The organism is Dokdonella sp. (genome assembly GCF_041395345.1).
Classification (GTDB): domain Bacteria; phylum Pseudomonadota; class Gammaproteobacteria; order Xanthomonadales; family Rhodanobacteraceae; genus Dokdonella.
The window spans coordinates 16,847-32,841 of sequence record NZ_JAWLAR010000013.1; the positions used below are offsets into that span (position 1 = coordinate 16,847).

Consider the following 15,995-nt stretch of genomic DNA (forward strand, 5'->3'; position numbering starts at 1 on the left):
CGAAACTCCGACCCAATGCACACGACCACCCGTGCATCAGGATTGCGAGTGACACAGCCAATTGTCGGTACCTGCGCCAGTCGTCAGGCTGGTGCGCACTTTTCAGTTCGACTGTCGGATCTGCTGCGGCAATGCCGATTGCGGTGTTGGTCGAATGGTTCTCCTTGATCTGGATTACGTGGCAAATCCCGGGCTCAACCCGGCAGCTTGAAGTCGGCGACGGAACGACGTAGGTCGCCGGCCAGATGCGCCAGGTTGCCGATCGACTCGGCGGTCTGGCTTGCACCAACCGACGTCTGCGTTGTGATTTCCTGAATCACGTTCATGGTTGCAGAAATATTGGTTGCAGCAGCGGACTGCTGACTTGCAGCCGCCGAAATGCTCTGAATGAGGTCGGCAAGATCGTGCGAAACCTTCTCGATTTCGCCCAGCGCGAGGCCGGCGTCCTCGGCCAGGCGGGCACCGGCGACCACCTCGGCGGTGGTCTGTTCCATCGAGCTGACCGCCTCGTTGGTATCGGACTGAATCGTCTGCACCAGGGTTTCAATTCGCTTGGTCGCGTTCGAGGCGCGCTCAGCGAGTCGCTGCACTTCGTCGGCAACCACCGCGAAGCCGCGGCCCGCCTCACCGGCAGATGCCGCCTGAATAGCAGCGTTCAGCGCCAGAATGTTTGTCTGTTCGGCGATGTCGTTGATCAGTTCGACGATGGATCCGATTTCCTGCGAGGACTCGCCAAGTCGCTTGATTCGCTTCGAGGTTTCCTGGATCTGGTCGCGGATCGAATCCATGCCCTGGATGGTCTGTCGCACGATGGCCGCACCCTTTGCGGCAATCTGCACCGAGCGTTGCGCCACTTCCGCGCTTTCCGAGGAGTTCTTCGACACCTCATCGATCGACACGGCGATTTCGTTGATGGCCGCGGAGGCGGAGGTAATCTGCTGGGCCTGATGCTCTGCGGCTTCAGCCAGATGCATCGCGGTCGCCTGGGTCTCCTGCGCAGCTGCCGACACCTGCACCGCTGTCTCGTTGATGGTGGTAACCAGAGATCGCAGCGCCTCGACCGCGAAGTTGATCGAGTCCGCGATGGCGCCTGTGATGTCCTCGGTAACGGTCGCCTTTACGGTCAGGTCGCCTTCGGCCAGCGAGCCCATCTCGTCGAGCAGTCGCAGAATGGCTTCCTGGTTTCGCTGGTTGAGTTCGGCCGACATCTGGTAACGATTCTGCTGATCGCGAACCAGGGTGATACCGAGCAGGATGACGAGGACGATGGCGGCAGCCGCGGCGATGCCGCCCCAAAGCGGATTCGGGAAGGTTCGGCTGGTGGACAGCTTGTCGATGCGGACAGCGACATTGCGCGCCTTCAGCAGGACGTCCTGGCTGTCGTTGAAGATTGCATCAGCGGCCTGCTTGACCACCTGCAATCCGGTCGAGGCCTCGATGATCTTGCCGACGGGCTCGTTGAGGGTTTCCCACTGCTCCGAAACGTCGACCAGAATATCGCGGGCATTGGGCTGGTCGATCGGCCTGATGTTGAGCGCAGGCGCGCCATCGATCAGGCCGGTAAGGACGGATCGATAGAGCGCGGCGTCACGATTGAAGCCATCGGCGGCTGATTGTGCATCTTCGCCACCCTGACCAATCTCCTGGACACGGCGAATCATGCGGTCGGCCAGCAACATCTGGCGAGTGGCGATATAGACCTGTCCGGCACCACCATTGCGCTCTGTGAGGATATTGACGACCTCGTTCATGCGCGAGTTCAGGATCGGCATGGTCGAGTTGAATTCGGATGAAATCGTTGCGGTGTCGAGGACGAGGCTCTTGCCGTCGAGAATCTTGGTCGCGTTGGTCAACACCGGTGCCCAGGCGTTGTTGAGGGCTTTCAATTCCGTAGCGACACCGGGCTCATCGGCGTAGGCGGGCATGCCAGCGTAGGGCGAAGGTTCCTTGGCATTGCCCTTGTTCAGGTAGCCGAGGTAGGCATCGATGTCCTTGGTCGTCTTGGCCAGTTCGTCGAATGCGAGTTCGTTGCCGCCCGCAGCGTTCGCCGCGTAGGTGGTCAGGGCCTGCGAGGCCACCTGGATCTCCGTAGTCAGCGAGCTCGCTTGTCGATCGTGGTTACTCTTGATGTTGAGGTAGATAAAGTCCGCCGCCGCGAACGCAATGGCAAGAACCAGCAACACGATCAAGATTGTGTTGAGGCTGCCCGTGCGCTCGGAGCCCGAGAGTGCGCTGGAAGTTGTGCTCATCTTTGTTACCTCACCCCTAAGTTGCACTTTCCGGCCAGACTCCCGCGGTCTGCTACCGGCTTGATGTTATGCCGATGCCTGCTGGAATTCCGCGGTGCGGACCAGCACGGACATGCTGAACAATCCCCATAAAACTTCGCCAAGCTGTACTTTTTCGCCAACGTAACGACTGTAGCGCTCGTCTTCCTCGCCGAGCGCGTGCGAACGCTGCTCATCCGAGAAGCTGCGTTGGCCAAGCACCTCGTCAACAAGCAGGCCGACGCTGCCGCCATGCTGACGGACCACGAGAACGCGCGTCGAATCCGAAAGAACGGTGCGCGTGCCTTCGATGTAGTTGCGCAGGTCAATCACCGCGACGAGATTGCCGCGAACATTGGCCACGCCGAGCATCCAGGGCTGGGTACCAGGGACGACGGTCAATGAAGGCATGGTCAGAATTTCATTGACTTCGGAAATGCTGCTGACCATGTGGTGGTCGCCGATCCGGAAGCCGATGCCGCGCCACAATCCGGGCGCGTCGATCTGCTCGGGGATACCGGCGACGTGCGCAAGGCTGCGTCGCTCGTAGTCGGCGAGGATCTCGAAAGGACCGGAGGGCTGGGAATCGACGGAATTGACCATGCTCATCAGTTCAACCTGGCAGCAGCGTGTCAATTCGTTGCAGCAGGGCCTTCGCGTCGACAGGTTTGGTCAGAAAATCCTTGGCGCCCTGGCGCAGACCCCAGACACGATCCGTCTCCATCGTCTTGGTGGTGACGATGAGGATGGGAATATGACCGGTCCCGGCATCGCGGCTGAGGTCGCGGGTCGCCTGGAATCCGTTCATGCCCGGCATGATGACGTCCATGATGACCAGGTCCGGGTGCTCGCGCTTGACTCCGACGATGCCTTCTTCGGCGCTTGCGGCACTGCTGACACGATGACCGGCCTTCTCCAGCAACGTCGTGAATACACGTACGTCGGTCGGAGAGTCGTCAATGATGAATATGTGCGCCACCGCCTTACCCCTGTGAGTCGAATGGCCAAGCCGCCGGAATTACTTCCAGTCCACGTGACGCCGGATGGCGCCGAGCAGTTCCTCGCGCGTGAACGGCTTGGTCAAATATTGTTCGGAACCGACAATTCGCCCGCGCGCCTTGTCAAACAGGCCGTCTTTCGACGACAGCATGATCACCGGCGTGCCCTTGAACATCTGGTTGTTCTTGATCAGCGCGCAAGTCTGATAGCCATCCAGCCTCGGCATCATGATGTCGACAAAGATGATCTGGGGCTGCTGGTCGGAAATCTTCGCCAGCGCCTCAAACCCGTCGGTCGCCGTCACGACGTCGCAACCTTCCTTGCGCAGCAAGGTCTCCGCTGTCCGGCGGATGGTCTTCGAATCATCGATGACCATGACTTTCAGGCCGCTAAAGCTGCCCTGCTTGGTCTCATCCACCTGGTAAGGACCCCCAACCGCTTATGCTGAATAATTGGACACGCAAGATCCGTGCCTACCAAGATCCAATCTCGAACCAGCCAGACTTGTGCGTTCCCTTTCGGCAACGCACGACACTCGCAGGCATGAGGAATGGTCCATGCTTCTTAACCAATTCTTAGCTAATCTGTCAAGTTTAGCGTCTAAGTCCCCGGAAATCTTGAGAACCTGTTCGCCGTTCTACCTTGCTATCGACCGCTGCCGCAGTCGCCGAGTGTAATATAGCGCGCCCTGTTCGTCGCAGGCCCGCGGATTTCCTTCCCCCGCTCCAGGAGTTGTCAAATGGCTCGCAGCCTGGCCGTCCTCATGGATGCCATTGCCGACATCAAGATCGCCAAGGATACGACCTTCGCGCTCCTGCTCGAGGCCCAGCGTCGCGGCCACGCCCTGTACTACCTCGGCCATGGTGATCTTGCCATACGCGATGGCAGCGCCAGGGGTCGCCTGGCCCGCCTGAGCGTAAAGGACGATCCGTCCGACTGGTACGCGCTCGGCGAGCCCGAATGGCGGGATCTGCGCGAATTGGACATCATCCTGGCGCGCAAGGATCCGCCGGTCGATTCCCAGTTCATCTACGACACCCAGGTCCTGCAGATCGCACAGGATGCCGGGGTACTGGTCGTGAACGACCCTCGCGGGCTGCGTGATGCCAACGAGAAGCTGTTCGCCCAGCATTTCCCGCAGTGCTGTGCGCCGACCCTGGTGGCACGCAGCGCGGCCGAGCTCAGACGATTCGCTGCCGAACACGGCAAGATCGTTCTCAAGCCGCTGGATGGCATGGGCGGACGCAGCATCTTCCTTTCCGCGCATGGCGATCCCAACCTGAACGTTATTCTCGAAACCCTGACCGAGAACGGTCAGGCCTTCGCCATGGCACAGAAGTTCATTCCCGAAATCAGCGCAGGCGACAAGCGCATCCTCATGATCGACGGGGAGCCCGTGCCCTACGCGCTCGCCCGCATCCCGCAAGGCGATGAGTTCCGAGGCAATCTTGCCGCAGGCGGCAAGGGCGTTGGCGTACCGCTCTCGGACCGTGACCGCTGGATTGCAGCCGAGGTCGGCCCCGAACTCAGGCGCCGCGGCATGTTGTTCGTAGGCCTGGACGTGATCGGAGACTGGCTGACCGAGGTCAATGTCACCTCGCCCACCTGCCTGCGCGAACTTGACGCACAATTCGGGCTCAATATTGCCGCCCAGCTGTTCGACGTCATCGAATCCCGAATCGCGTGAATTCCAATCCTGCCAATCGCTCCGCCGACCGTCTCGGCGTGACTTTCCTGTTTTCGCTGATTGCCCATGCGGTACTCGTACTGGGTATCACGTTCAGCATCGCGGAATCGGCACCCTCCTTGCCTGCACTGGACGTGATCCTGGTCCAGTCGGCCAGCGGCGAGGCACCCGAAAAGGCAGACTTCCTCGCCCAGGCCAGCAATAGCGGCGGTGGCGAGTCGGACAAGGCCAAGCGTCCGACCGACCCGCTTTCGAGCCCGATTCCAAAGCCTGTCGCCGGCATTACGCCACGCCCCACGGAAACCGGGGCACCCCGCCCCACTCCCCCTGCAAAGACCGAATTGCTGACCACGCGCAGCGCCGAGCGAAGCGTCGAGACGGCCAGCGAAACGCCTGATCGACCGGATCTCAGGGCGCCGACGGAGCGCGAGATCATCGAGCGCAAGCTGGAAATGGCCCGCCTGGCACAGGAGATTCAGCGCGAGAGCGAGCAGTACGCCAAGCGTCCGAAACGGAAGTACATTTCGGCCAACACCAAGGAGTACGAATACGCCAGCTACATGGCCGCCTGGGTCGCGCGGATCGAACGCATCGGCAATCTCAATTACCCGGACGAAGCGCGTCGCCAGGATCTGCATGGCCAGTTGGTCCTGACCGTCGGGCTGAACCGCGATGGCAGCGTGAAAAGCGTCGACATCATCCAGCCCAGCGGACACAGGATTCTCGACGACGCGGCCATCCGCATCGTCCATCTCGCCACGCCTTTCAACCCGCTGCCGACGAAGGGCGAGGTTGTCGACGAGCTCTATATCACACGGACCTGGCAGTTCCTCGAAGGCAATATCCTGCGGAATCGGTGATCGCTGAACGGTTCGGGCATGCCTGCACAAGGCAGCTCGCAAACATTGACGAATCGGGAAGGTCGAAACGCCCGAGTATCGGTTTTCCCGATCACCGCTCTGGGCCACGGACCATGGCTTGCCGGTGCACGCCGCGAATGTCAGGATCGTGCGGTGGTGATGGAAGAATCAGGGTGCGGGATGGTCAGTAGCAAGGCGTCAACGGTCGAAGCCTATCTTGAGGAGCTGCCGCCGGAACGGCGCGAGGTCATCGCCAGCGTGCGCGACCTGGTCAACGCCCATTTACCGGAAGGCTACGAGGAAACCATGGCACACGGGATGATCGCCTGGGTGGTACCTCTGTCGCGCTTCGCCGGGACCGTCAACGGACAGCCACTGAGCTATGCCGCGCTGGCCGCGCAAAAGAACAACTACGCACTCTATCTCATGTGCGACAGCCTGAGTGCGAATGACGGCGAAAAACTGCGCGCAGCCTATGCGCGGGCCGGCCGCCGGCTCGACATGGGCAAGAGCTGCCTGCGCTTCAAGCGCCGCGCAGACCTGTTCGACGAGGCCGTCGCCGAACTGATTGCAGCCACGTCGGTCGAGGAAACCATCCGGCGCCACGAGTCGACGCGCAAGCGACCCTGATAGCCGTCATGGTCCGGGCAGCCCGGCACGCCGTACAATGGCGATCATGCTTGAGCCCTCGTCCCTTTCGAATCAGCTGCTGATCGCCATGCCAAGCCTGCGCGATCCGAACTTCTCGCGCGGCGTCGCGCTGGTCTGCCAGCACGGAGAGGACGGCGCCATGGGCATCATGATCAACCGCCTGTCCGATTACCGGCTCGGCGACGTGCTCGCACAGATGAACTTGCGATCGGACTTGCCCGACGTGATCGACTCTCCGGTCCTGATTGGCGGGCCGGTGCAGCCGGAACGCGGATTCGTGCTGCATACGCCCCATGGTGGCTGGGATTCCTCGTTCCGTATTTCGGATCTGATCAGCGTCACGACTTCGCGAGACATTCTCGCCGCAATCGCCTCGGGCAATGGCCCGCAAGATGCCATTGTCGCGCTGGGCTATTCAGGCTGGAGTCCGGGCCAGATCGAGCACGAATTGCGCGAGAACGCGTGGCTTACTGCGCCCGTGGACAATGCCATCCTGTTCAGTACACCGCTGGACGAGCGCTGGCAGGCGTCGGCCGCGCTGGTCGGTGTCAATCTCGAGCAGATCTCGCCTTATGCCGGCAACGCGTGAATGAGCCTTTCCGAGCCGGCCGGCTATGTGCTGGGCTTTGACGTCGGCACGCGCTTGATAGGCGTTGCCATCGGCCATCCGATGACCGGTACTGCGCGCGCGCTGGCTACGGTAAAGGTCACCCAGGCCAAGCCTGACTGGAATGCGCTTGACGGACTCGTACGCGAATGGCAACCCGTTGCAATGGTGATCGGGTTGCCGCTCGCACTGGATGGCAGCGAACAGGCCATGACCGCAATAGCCCGCGCATTCGGTCGCAAACTCGCGGCACGCTATTCTGTCTGCGTACACGAAGCCGATGAGCGATTCACTTCGAAAGAAGCCGCCCGGCGCTTTGCCAGCCAGCGCGCGCAAGGAACGGCCAGGCGCAAGCACGGCGCCGATATCGATGCCCTGGCGGCACAGATCATTCTTGAATCCTGGCTCGCCCTGCCGGGTAACAACGGAAGCTCGACATGAGTGAACACGCACTGGACTCCAACGGGCGCCTGCGCCATCTGATCACGCTCGAGGGATTGGGCCGCCAACACATCGAGGACCTGCTCGATCGGGCCTGCGAATTGCGCCTGGCCTTCGCCGACGGCGCCTGCGGGCCACAACTTCTGCGGGGACGCACGATCGTCAATCTCTTCTTCGAAGCTTCAACGCGCACACGTTCGAGCTTCGAGCTGGCTGCGCGCCGTCTCGGCGCCACGGTGCTCAATTTCGAAATGTCGAGCTCCTCGACCAGCAAGGGAGAAACCCTGGAGGACACCCTGGCCACGCTCGAGGCCATGCAGGCCGATGCCTTTGTCGTGCGCCATAGGGAAAACGGCACACCGGAGCGCCTGGCCAGACACGCAAAACGTGCGGCAGTTCTCAATGCAGGCGATGGCAATCACGCCCATCCGACCCAGGGTTTGCTCGATGCCCTGACCATTCGCGATCGGCACCCGGATTTCAGCCGACTGAAAGTGACCCTGTGTGGCGATATTCGACATTCCCGGGTCGCGCGCTCGGATCTTCACGTGCTCGGCGCTCTCGGAACCGGCGAGATTCGCCTTTGCGGTCCCGCGGCGCTGATGCCGCCCGTGGACGAATTCCCCGGCTGCCGGGTATTCGAGGATTTCGACGACGCCCTCTCGGGCAGTGACGTGCTGATCATGCTTCGCCTGCAACGTGAACGCATGGCCGAGGCGCTGGTCAGTGATGAAGCGGAGTACTTCCGACGATTCGGCCTCACATCAGAGCGCCTGCGCCATGCGGCCCCCGAAGCACTGGTCATGCATCCAGGGCCAATGAATCGCGGCATCGAAATCGCTGCGGACGTTGCCGATGGCCCGCAATCAGTGATCCTGGAGCAGGTATCCAACGGCATTCCGGTGCGCATGGCGGCGTTGGCCAGCCTGCTCGGCGCTTGAGGGCGCGCCCATGCGCCCGGTCAGGCAACAACGGCGCAAGGCCACAATTCCGCGGAACATCGGATTCACACGCCCTTCGCCCTGAGCCTGTCGAAGCGCAGTTGAAGCGCGCTCATGGGCCCCCCTGGAGGATCAGGACCGGCTCGGCTCGGCTCGAACGAAACCTGATCGGATCTTCGAACGCCGCATTCAGTCGGTTTGTTCGCGCACGACATACCAGCGGCGACTGGCCCAGCCCGGACCTGCCGCGCCATCATCGAGAGCGGCCACCAGCCGGGATCCCGGATAGCCAGGCAACAACGTCAGCAACTCGCGTTCATTGAGCGCGTGCATCTCGAAAACGGCGCTGCGTCTCCACAGTATGCGGCGCAGTGGATTCAGCCAGCGATTCGGTATCAGGTCGTACAGGCGACCGCGAATGCTTGTATCGGTACCGGCCACAAACTGGAATGCAGCCACGCCGCCCGGTCGCAGGATGCGCAGGAATTCTTCCACGTAGCCCCTCGCCAGGGCAGCCGGGATGTGTTGCAGGGTCATGCAGGAATAGACGAGGTCGACACTGCCATCGGCGATGCCTTCGAGTCTGGGCGAGTGATTTTCGACAAAGCGCAGATTGGCCCTGTCGGCATTCAGTGAGCGCGCCTTGTCGATCATGCTTGACGAGACATCGATGCCGAGCACGGACTCGAAGTGACCGCTCAGTGCGCGCGACAGGCGACCGGCCCCACACCCGAAATCGACAGCAAGCTGACGCCTGGCCGGGAGCTGCTGATCCGCCAGCCAGGCCATTTGCGCGTCGATCTCCAGCTGCCCGGTGGCCATGAATTCCTCGACGCCCCAGCGTCCCCCGCGCTTGTCGGAGCGCGAAAGCACGGCCCACAGGGGATCTTCGCGGCCGAGCACGGCCCAGACTCTGCGCAACTCGTCGAGCTGCGCATTTCCACTCGGCATGGACACTTCAGTCAGACTTCAAGATTCGATGCAGCCCACTCAGGAAGTTTCGCTGAGTTCGACGCCGTCCAGACCCTGCGACAGCGTATGCGCGTCGCCACCCTGGGCAAGCTTGATCTTGAGTCGGACCTCGTTGGTCGAGTCGGCGTGGCGCAGCGCGTCCTCATAGGAAATCTCGCCAGCCTGATAAAGCTCGAACAGGGCCTGATCGAAGGTCTTCATGCCGAGGTTGGTCGATTCCTTCATCACATCCTTGAGCTTGTGGATGTCGCCCTGCCGGATGTAATCCTGGACCAGTGGCGTACCCAGCAGAACCTCGATGGCGACACGGCGCGACTTGCCGTCCGGCGTCGGAATCAACTGCTGCGCTACCACACCCTTGAGGTTCAGGGACAGGTCCATGAACAACTGGGCGCGGCGGTCTTCGGCAAAGAAGTGGATGATGCGATCCATGGCCTGGTTGGCGTTGTTCGCATGCAGCGTGCACAGGCACAGATGACCGGTTTCCGAGAAGTTGATCGCGTGTTCCATTGTCTCGCGCGTACGCACCTCGCCGATCATGATCACATCGGGTGCCTGGCGCAGCGTGTTCTTCAGCGCGTTCTCCCAGCTGTCGGTATCAATGCCGAGTTCGCGCTGGGTGATGATGCAGCCTTCGTGCTTGTGCACGTACTCGATCGGATCCTCGATCGTGATGATGTGGCCGGTCGAGTTCAGATTCCGATAGCCAAGCATGGCCGCCAACGAGGTCGACTTACCGGTACCGGTCGCGCCGACGAAGATGATGATGCCGCGCTTGGTCATCGCCAGGGTCTTGATGATCGGTGGCAGGTTCAGTTCGTCGACCGTCGGGATCCGGGTTTCGATGCGGCGCAGGACCATGCCTACGCAGTTGCGCTGGTAGAAGCACGAAACACGGAAGCGGCCGACGCCGGTGACTGCAATCGCGAACTGGCACTCATGGGTCTTCTCGAACTCCTCGCGCTGCGAGGGCGTCATCACGTTCAGCACCATGTCGCGCGCCTGCTGCGGCGTCAGCGCGTTCTGCGTGATCGGCGAGATGCGCCCGTGAACCTTCATCGACGGCGCCACGCCGGCCGTGATGAAAAGGTCGGACGCCTTCTTGTGCACCATCAATTTGAGGAACGAGGTGAAGTCTACGCTGCTCATGGCCATCTCCCTGCGCCGGACTGAACCGGAGTTGCGAACATCTTACACCGCCCGCGCCAGACTGGAACGCGAGGAGGAGCACAGGCTGGGGGGGCGGGATTGGGGAAGTCGGGAGTCGCTAGTCAGCAGAGCGGCATGAGCCCGAGCCGGTTGACTCCGGTTTCTACTGGTTATCCCCGCTTGCTATTCCCTGTCCCCGACTTTTCAATCCCGATCAATCAGCGAAGTGCGGCGCGTATCCGACATCAGCAGATAGACGATCAACGATATCCCGATACAAGCGGTCACATACCAGTAGAACCACGATTCGTGGCCGATGCCCTTGAACCACAGGGCCATGTATTCGGCCGTTCCACCGAACAGGGAAACGGTCAGCGCATAGGGCAGGCCGACGCCGAGCGCGCGTATCTCGACCGGGAACAGTTCGGCTTTCACCACGGCATTGATGGCGGTGTAGCCGGAAACGATCACCAGAGCCAGCATGATCAGACCGAATGCTTCGAGGGCGCTGCCCACCGAACCGAGTCGGGTCAGGATAGGCACGGTCAGCACGGTCCCGAGCACGCCGAAGGCGATCAGGATGGGACGACGCCCTATGCGGTCCGAGAGCGCGCCAATCAACGGCTGCAGAAGCATGTAGATGGTGAGCGTGGCAGCCGATATCAGCGTTGCCGTCTGCTTGCTCATGCCGACACTGTTGACAAGGAACTTCAGCATGTAGGTGGTGTAGGTGTAGAACGCGACCGTGCCGCCGAGCGTGAGGCCGATGACGGTCAGCACGGCGCGGGGATGGCGCATCAAGGCGCGCAATGAACTGGATGCGGGCTTGCCGTCGCGCGACTTTCTGAATGACTCCGTCTCGGCCATGTTGCGGCGCAGATAGAGCGCGGTGACCGCGCACAACGCGCCAATGACAAACGGAATTCGCCAGCCCCAGTCATCGAGCTGCTCCGGGGTCAGGAACACTTGCTGAAGCAGGATCAGCACGGCCAGGGCAATCAGCTGCCCCATGATCAGGGTGACGTACTGAAAGCTGGACCAGAACCCCCGGTGGTCCGCCGTGGCCATCTCACTGAGGTAGGTCGCCGATGTGCCGTACTCGCCGCCAACGCTGAGACCCTGCAGCAAACGGGCGAAAATAAGCAGCGCCGGCGCGGCAATGCCGATGGAGGCATAACCCGGCGTCAGCGCAATGATCAGGGACCCCGCGCACATCAGCGTTACCGACAGCATCAACGCCGACTTTCGACCGTGGCGATCCGCCCACAAGCCCATCAGCCAGCCGCCAAGCGGACGCATCAGGAAGCCGACCGCGAAGACCGCTGCCGTATTCAGCAGCTGTGCGGTGCGATCGCCTTCCGGGAAGAACGCTTTCGCGAAATAAAGCGAAAACGCTGCGTAGACATACCAGTCATACCACTCGACCAGATTGCCGACCGAGCCGCTGAAGATGGATCTCAGGCGCTGGCGCGTCCCCATCGTGCTCACGGGGAAGGCTGCCTCATGGCCGACTCCGGATGCACTTTCCGGCCGGGCAGGCGTCGTGACGAAAGTGCCACTTGATCAGAGCCTCCCTAGTTCCTTGCATTGCCGTGGTGCTTGCTCCAGAACTGCTGCATCTCGAGATAGGTAAACGAAGCGGACCAGGTAATCAGCACCAGGCCGACCAGAGACTCTGTCCCGATAAGGAACCGCACCGCACCGACCGGCGTCAGATCGCCGAATCCGAGCGTCGAGAACGTGGTTGCGGAAAGGTAAACGGCATTCGCCAGATGGATGGGCTCCGAGGCCCCTGCAATATGGCCACAGGCCGGCCACATCATCAGCAGCCAGCAGACAACGCCGAAGAGCCAGATCTCGACGATGTGCAAGGCCAGGATGGCCCAGATCGCGAGCAGAACCTTGCGACGCCTCAGCATGCGGCTGCGCGCGGCCAGTCGTATCGAAATCCAGGACAGGCCTTCGTAGTGGACAAGAACCGACACGCCGGCGATAAACAGCGTTGCCAGCACAACCACGATGTGAGCAGCTAGATAATGGATGTCCGTTGGCACCGAACCCGGATCAGGCATGGCTGCATTCGCCTCGACAATGGCATCGCAGCGCGTCGCTGCCGTGACAGTCTAAGGCAAGGCTGAGCAAGTGACGCAATCGTCAAGGCAATCACAAGGTCTGCCCGTCGTGGTGCAGGACGCGGCGAAGGCTGGTTGCCTCATCTACGAATGCAATCGAAGTCGAGTTGGAGCGAGGCCTTCAAGGCTCGGTCACGATCTCGCGATGCATCGGCGCGAGCTTGGCCAGCAGCTTGTTTTGTGCGCGGAAGGGAATGTTCCGCTCGTCCATGGCCAACTGCAATGCCTCGACCAGGGCGTTGAATGTGGCTTGGTTGATGGTCAGTTTCTCGTGCGCTTCACGCATGCTCTTGCCGGTATAGGTGCAGGGCCCGCCAAGAATGACGCAGAACTGCTCCGACAGCATCGCCTTGACGTGCTTCTGGTCGGCTTCGGCGAAGTACTCGATCGTGCGCGAGTCTTCGACCAGCTTGATCATGAAAACTTCCATCAGTTCATCGAGACCCTGCTTGCCACCGAATTGTTCGAACACCGGCAGCAGCGAAGGATCCGCTGGCGCGGGATCTTCATCTGCCATGGCCCCATGCGAAATCGAAAGCACGCCGACCAGTAACGACAGGAGCAGCAGCCGGATGATGTCTGTTGGTCTGTTCACGATATCTCCGATCCGGCTTCAGAAGCCGACCTGCAAGGATGCATAGATTCCGTCCTGATTGTCCTGGTTCACGATGGAGCCAAGGTTTGCGTAGGCAAGCATCAAGGACAGGTGCTTGTTTGGCGCCCAGGCGACGAACGCATCGAACCAGTCGTCTTCGGCGGCGATACTGAGGTTGTCAGGCTTCATTCGGTACTCGGCACCGATGGCGACATTTCGCGAGACCAGCCAGGCGATTGATCCCTCCAGCTGCGGCTCGTAGCTGTCATTCAGATCACCGCCAAAGCCGAGGATGCCGATCTGGTTGGCCTTGGTGAAGCGCAGGGTCAGGTTCGCAAGCAGGCTCTGGCTGAGATAGAGCTTGGTCGCACTGAGGTAGAAGTCGACACCCTGGTCGTCCTTGGCGCCAATAGCCTGGAGCACCGCCGCTCGATCATTCTTCTTGAACTGGGCGCCCACGGATATCTGCGGCAGCCAGCGATCCTGATCAAGCACGGCATCGCCGACCAGTCGGAGTTTCACGCCAAGGATGTCCTGGGTAAACGTGTAGCCCTGGCCAAGTCCGAGTGCGGCCCCGACCTGCTCGGTGTCGAATCTTTGTTGCGCATAGGAGAGCTCAACGCGATCGAGGAATCCGACCAGGGCGCCCGCTACATCGAGATGGTAGTCGGGCAGAGTGAGTCGGGTCAGGAAGGCATTCGCACCAATCTGGCTATCCGTGCCGTAACCCCCGATCACGGCCCAGGGCGTCAAGCCACCTCCCGCTGCTCCCTCCACTTCACTCACGCCGCCAGTCAGCAACAACCGGTCGCTGCCGGCAACCGTATCTTCCGGCAGCGCCGACTCGGCCGCAGTCGGAGCTTCTTCTGCCATCGCGAAGCCGCTGACAGTCGCTGCAATGGCAGTGGCCAAAAGCAGGCGTACGCCGAATTCCTGTGTGCAATTCATCAAGGCATCGTCCCCTGTTCGCAACCAACCATACAACGTGGAGGCAGCCTTCGACGACCGCTTCGACTCTCGCAACCCGCCGGATCCACATTGCGGCCGCATCCTGGCCCTGCGAATCCGGTCGGCTCGAAGAGCCATGCACCGAGGGCCATGGACCGGTGTTGTTGCGAGATTCTTTCACCGACGTCGATTTCTCAATCGCGCTCAGGAAGGTTCTCTGGTCGCTTCATGCGAAGAATCAGTCCGGACCCGATCCAGGCATGGCCCAATCCATCCCCGCCGTTCATCCAGCGCCTCTGCAACGAAACGCTCTGTGCATCCCACCAAGACTTGCGCGCACTGACCACCATAGCCTGCGCGCGCCGCAGGCCAATCAGCATGGCCCTGGGGCGCCTATCGGCCAGAAGCGGACGCTCAGGCGAACCCAAATGGCTCTCACTTGTAAGTCAGGCGAAAGATCTGGGGTTAGAAGGGCTAGCGATCACTTGGGTGTCGCGAAGGCGTGATCAGACTTCGCAATATCGTTCAACATATCTCTCGCAATTCCAACGCCTTGTTCTGATGCAATCGGTGAGACACAATCAACTTGATGCCACATTGCATGACACACATTCCATTTTTTGGAAAGCCGATACCAATCGAATGCCCGCATGGTCCTCACCTGCCAGTGCGAACGAAGGTCAGTCACAAGTCTGCTGCGCTCAGAGCCAGTCGTGTTCTCGATGGCGCCGAGCATCACGACCCAAGCAGATTCTGGAACCATCGCTCCTCGATACAACTGGACTGCGCAAAGCGCTAGCAATACGCAGGCCAGTGCCCCTACTGCGAAAAAGCTCCTTTTGTAAGCCAGGAACGCAAGCAAAGCGAGAGAAGCGACTACGGCCATCAAGATGGCAATACCGAGAAGATCGAAGTACAACTGATATGGGTGATATCCGAGATACATGGAAGGACTTGTTCACCTTGCGCCGTCAGCCATGCCGCGCCAAATGCGTCGGCTTCAGTGAGTATGTAGCATTGGCGTTCCAGGTAGTGCGGCGACATCTTGAGCCTCGTGTCGTGCCGTGACTGTCGTCGAGCGGCCAGAAGCTGACGTTCACCAGTTCAGGCCTCCGCGAAAGTATCCTCAAAATCAGGGTAGCCCCCCATTCGTGCGACCAGCGAATTCACCCAGACTTAATGACAGGAATGGTGAGATACGAGTCTCGACAATCAGGAGAAGTGCCATGAGCGAAAAATCGGCAACAGTCCATTGGGAGGGTCGCGGCAAGCAAGGTGTAGGCAAGATCAGTACCGACACCGAGGCTTTGCGTTCCTATCCCTATGGTTTTGGCAGTCGCTTTGAGGATGACCGCAGCGGCAGCAATCCGGAAGAACTGATCGCCGCTGCTCATGCCGCGTGCTTCACGATGGCGTTTTCCTTCGCCTGCGACAAGGCCGGCTTTGGCACGACCTTGGTGGACACCAAAGCGCACGTACGCTTGATGAAGGAAGGCGAGGGCTTCAAGATCAGTCGTATTCGTCTGGTCATGCAAGCGCGCGTTCCTGGTATCGACCAGCAACGCTTTCAGGAAATTGCTGAGCAGGCCAAGCAGAACTGTCCAGTCTCCAAGGCTTTGTCTGGTGTGCCAGAGATCGTTCTGGAAGCCACTCTGCAGGATTAGAACTTGATGCGCGCCGATCAAGTCTGGCGGGCCCTGGAACCTGGGGGCAGGTCAGACGCGCGGACTTTCCTCGAATGCGCAA

The 15,995-nt window shown here is 60.7% G+C and carries 18 protein-coding genes; 7 read left to right on the forward strand and 11 right to left on the reverse strand.

Translation table 11 applies throughout. The features are described from left to right. Positions 1 to 194: 194 nt before the first annotated feature. The 4 genes from R3F00_RS12565 to R3F00_RS12580 all read right to left on the reverse strand — a co-directional run bounded on the left by R3F00_RS12565 (position 195) and on the right by R3F00_RS12580 (position 3,642). Positions 195 to 2,249 (reverse strand): methyl-accepting chemotaxis protein, encoded by a 2,055-nt coding sequence (locus tag R3F00_RS12565; protein WP_371282135.1) that lies wholly within the window; start codon positions 2,247 to 2,249, stop codon positions 195 to 197. Positions 2,250 to 2,315: 66 nt separating this feature from the next. After that, positions 2,316 to 2,876: a chemotaxis protein CheW gene (locus tag R3F00_RS12570; protein ID WP_371282136.1), complete on the reverse strand. Its 561-nt coding sequence runs from the start codon at positions 2,874 to 2,876 to the stop codon at positions 2,316 to 2,318. A 4-nt stretch (positions 2,877 to 2,880) separates the two neighbouring features. Continuing rightward, positions 2,881 to 3,246: a PleD family two-component system response regulator gene (locus tag R3F00_RS12575; protein WP_371282137.1), complete on the reverse strand. Its 366-nt coding sequence runs from the start codon at positions 3,244 to 3,246 to the stop codon at positions 2,881 to 2,883. A gap of 39 nt (positions 3,247 to 3,285) precedes the next feature. Then, on the reverse strand, positions 3,286 to 3,642 hold the full coding sequence (locus tag R3F00_RS12580; protein ID WP_371282246.1) for a PleD family two-component system response regulator: 357 nt from the start codon (positions 3,640 to 3,642) through the stop codon (positions 3,286 to 3,288). 363 nt (positions 3,643 to 4,005) lie between these two features. Between R3F00_RS12580 and gshB the strand changes: the two genes are divergently transcribed. The 6 genes from gshB to R3F00_RS12610 all read left to right on the forward strand — a co-directional run bounded on the left by gshB (position 4,006) and on the right by R3F00_RS12610 (position 8,453). Beyond that, positions 4,006 to 4,953: a glutathione synthase gene (gene gshB / locus R3F00_RS12585; RefSeq protein WP_371282138.1), complete on the forward strand. Its 948-nt coding sequence runs from the start codon at positions 4,006 to 4,008 to the stop codon at positions 4,951 to 4,953. Further along, on the forward strand, positions 4,950 to 5,813 hold the full coding sequence (locus tag R3F00_RS12590; RefSeq protein ID WP_371282139.1) for a TonB family protein: 864 nt from the start codon (positions 4,950 to 4,952) through the stop codon (positions 5,811 to 5,813). Before gshB ends, R3F00_RS12590 begins: the two co-directional genes overlap by 4 nt. Before the next feature lie 180 nt (positions 5,814 to 5,993). Further along, positions 5,994 to 6,443, forward strand: coding sequence for a DUF1801 domain-containing protein (locus R3F00_RS12595; protein WP_371282140.1), 450 nt, complete (start codon positions 5,994 to 5,996; stop codon positions 6,441 to 6,443). A 46-nt stretch (positions 6,444 to 6,489) separates the two neighbouring features. Next, positions 6,490 to 7,053, forward strand: coding sequence for a YqgE/AlgH family protein (locus tag R3F00_RS12600; protein WP_371282141.1), 564 nt, complete (start codon positions 6,490 to 6,492; stop codon positions 7,051 to 7,053). Continuing rightward, complete coding sequence (gene ruvX, locus R3F00_RS12605) at positions 7,054 to 7,512, forward strand: Holliday junction resolvase RuvX (RefSeq protein ID WP_371282142.1); 459 nt, start codon at positions 7,054 to 7,056, stop codon at positions 7,510 to 7,512. It abuts the gene before it with no gap. Further along, entirely contained in the window at positions 7,509 to 8,453 is a 945-nt protein-coding gene (locus R3F00_RS12610; RefSeq protein WP_371282143.1) for an aspartate carbamoyltransferase catalytic subunit, read from the forward strand. Before ruvX ends, R3F00_RS12610 begins: the two co-directional genes overlap by 4 nt. Positions 8,454 to 8,642: 189 nt before the next feature. Here the strand turns inward: R3F00_RS12610 and R3F00_RS12615 are convergent, their stop codons facing one another. The 7 genes from R3F00_RS12615 to R3F00_RS12645 form a co-directional block, all read right to left on the reverse strand. After that, on the reverse strand, positions 8,643 to 9,404 hold the full coding sequence (locus R3F00_RS12615) for a class I SAM-dependent methyltransferase (RefSeq protein ID WP_371282144.1): 762 nt from the start codon (positions 9,402 to 9,404) through the stop codon (positions 8,643 to 8,645). 39 nt (positions 9,405 to 9,443) lie between these two features. After that, positions 9,444 to 10,574, reverse strand: a complete 1,131-nt coding sequence (locus tag R3F00_RS12620) for a PilT/PilU family type 4a pilus ATPase (protein ID WP_371282145.1) — start codon at positions 10,572 to 10,574, stop codon at positions 9,444 to 9,446. 204 nt (positions 10,575 to 10,778) lie between these two features. Then, positions 10,779 to 12,053 (reverse strand): MFS transporter, encoded by a 1,275-nt coding sequence (locus R3F00_RS12625; protein WP_371282247.1) that lies wholly within the window; start codon positions 12,051 to 12,053, stop codon positions 10,779 to 10,781. A gap of 95 nt (positions 12,054 to 12,148) precedes the next feature. Further along, positions 12,149 to 12,646, reverse strand: coding sequence for an ion channel (locus R3F00_RS12630; RefSeq protein ID WP_371282146.1), 498 nt, complete (start codon positions 12,644 to 12,646; stop codon positions 12,149 to 12,151). A gap of 181 nt (positions 12,647 to 12,827) precedes the next feature. Continuing rightward, positions 12,828 to 13,301 carry a group 1 truncated hemoglobin gene (locus R3F00_RS12635; RefSeq protein ID WP_371282148.1) on the reverse strand — a complete coding sequence of 158 codons (474 nt, stop codon included), beginning with the start codon at positions 13,299 to 13,301 and terminating at the stop codon, positions 12,828 to 12,830. Between the two features lie 18 nt (positions 13,302 to 13,319). Beyond that, positions 13,320 to 14,249: a DUF3034 family protein gene (locus R3F00_RS12640; RefSeq protein ID WP_371282149.1), complete on the reverse strand. Its 930-nt coding sequence runs from the start codon at positions 14,247 to 14,249 to the stop codon at positions 13,320 to 13,322. Between the two features lie 481 nt (positions 14,250 to 14,730). After that, positions 14,731 to 15,195: a hypothetical protein gene (locus R3F00_RS12645; RefSeq protein WP_371282150.1), complete on the reverse strand. Its 465-nt coding sequence runs from the start codon at positions 15,193 to 15,195 to the stop codon at positions 14,731 to 14,733. Between the two features lie 280 nt (positions 15,196 to 15,475). On the opposite strand from R3F00_RS12645, the gene R3F00_RS12650 reads away from it, so the two are divergent. Continuing rightward, complete coding sequence (locus tag R3F00_RS12650; RefSeq protein WP_371282151.1) at positions 15,476 to 15,913, forward strand: OsmC family protein; 438 nt, start codon at positions 15,476 to 15,478, stop codon at positions 15,911 to 15,913. Positions 15,914 to 15,995: the final 82 nt, after the last annotated feature.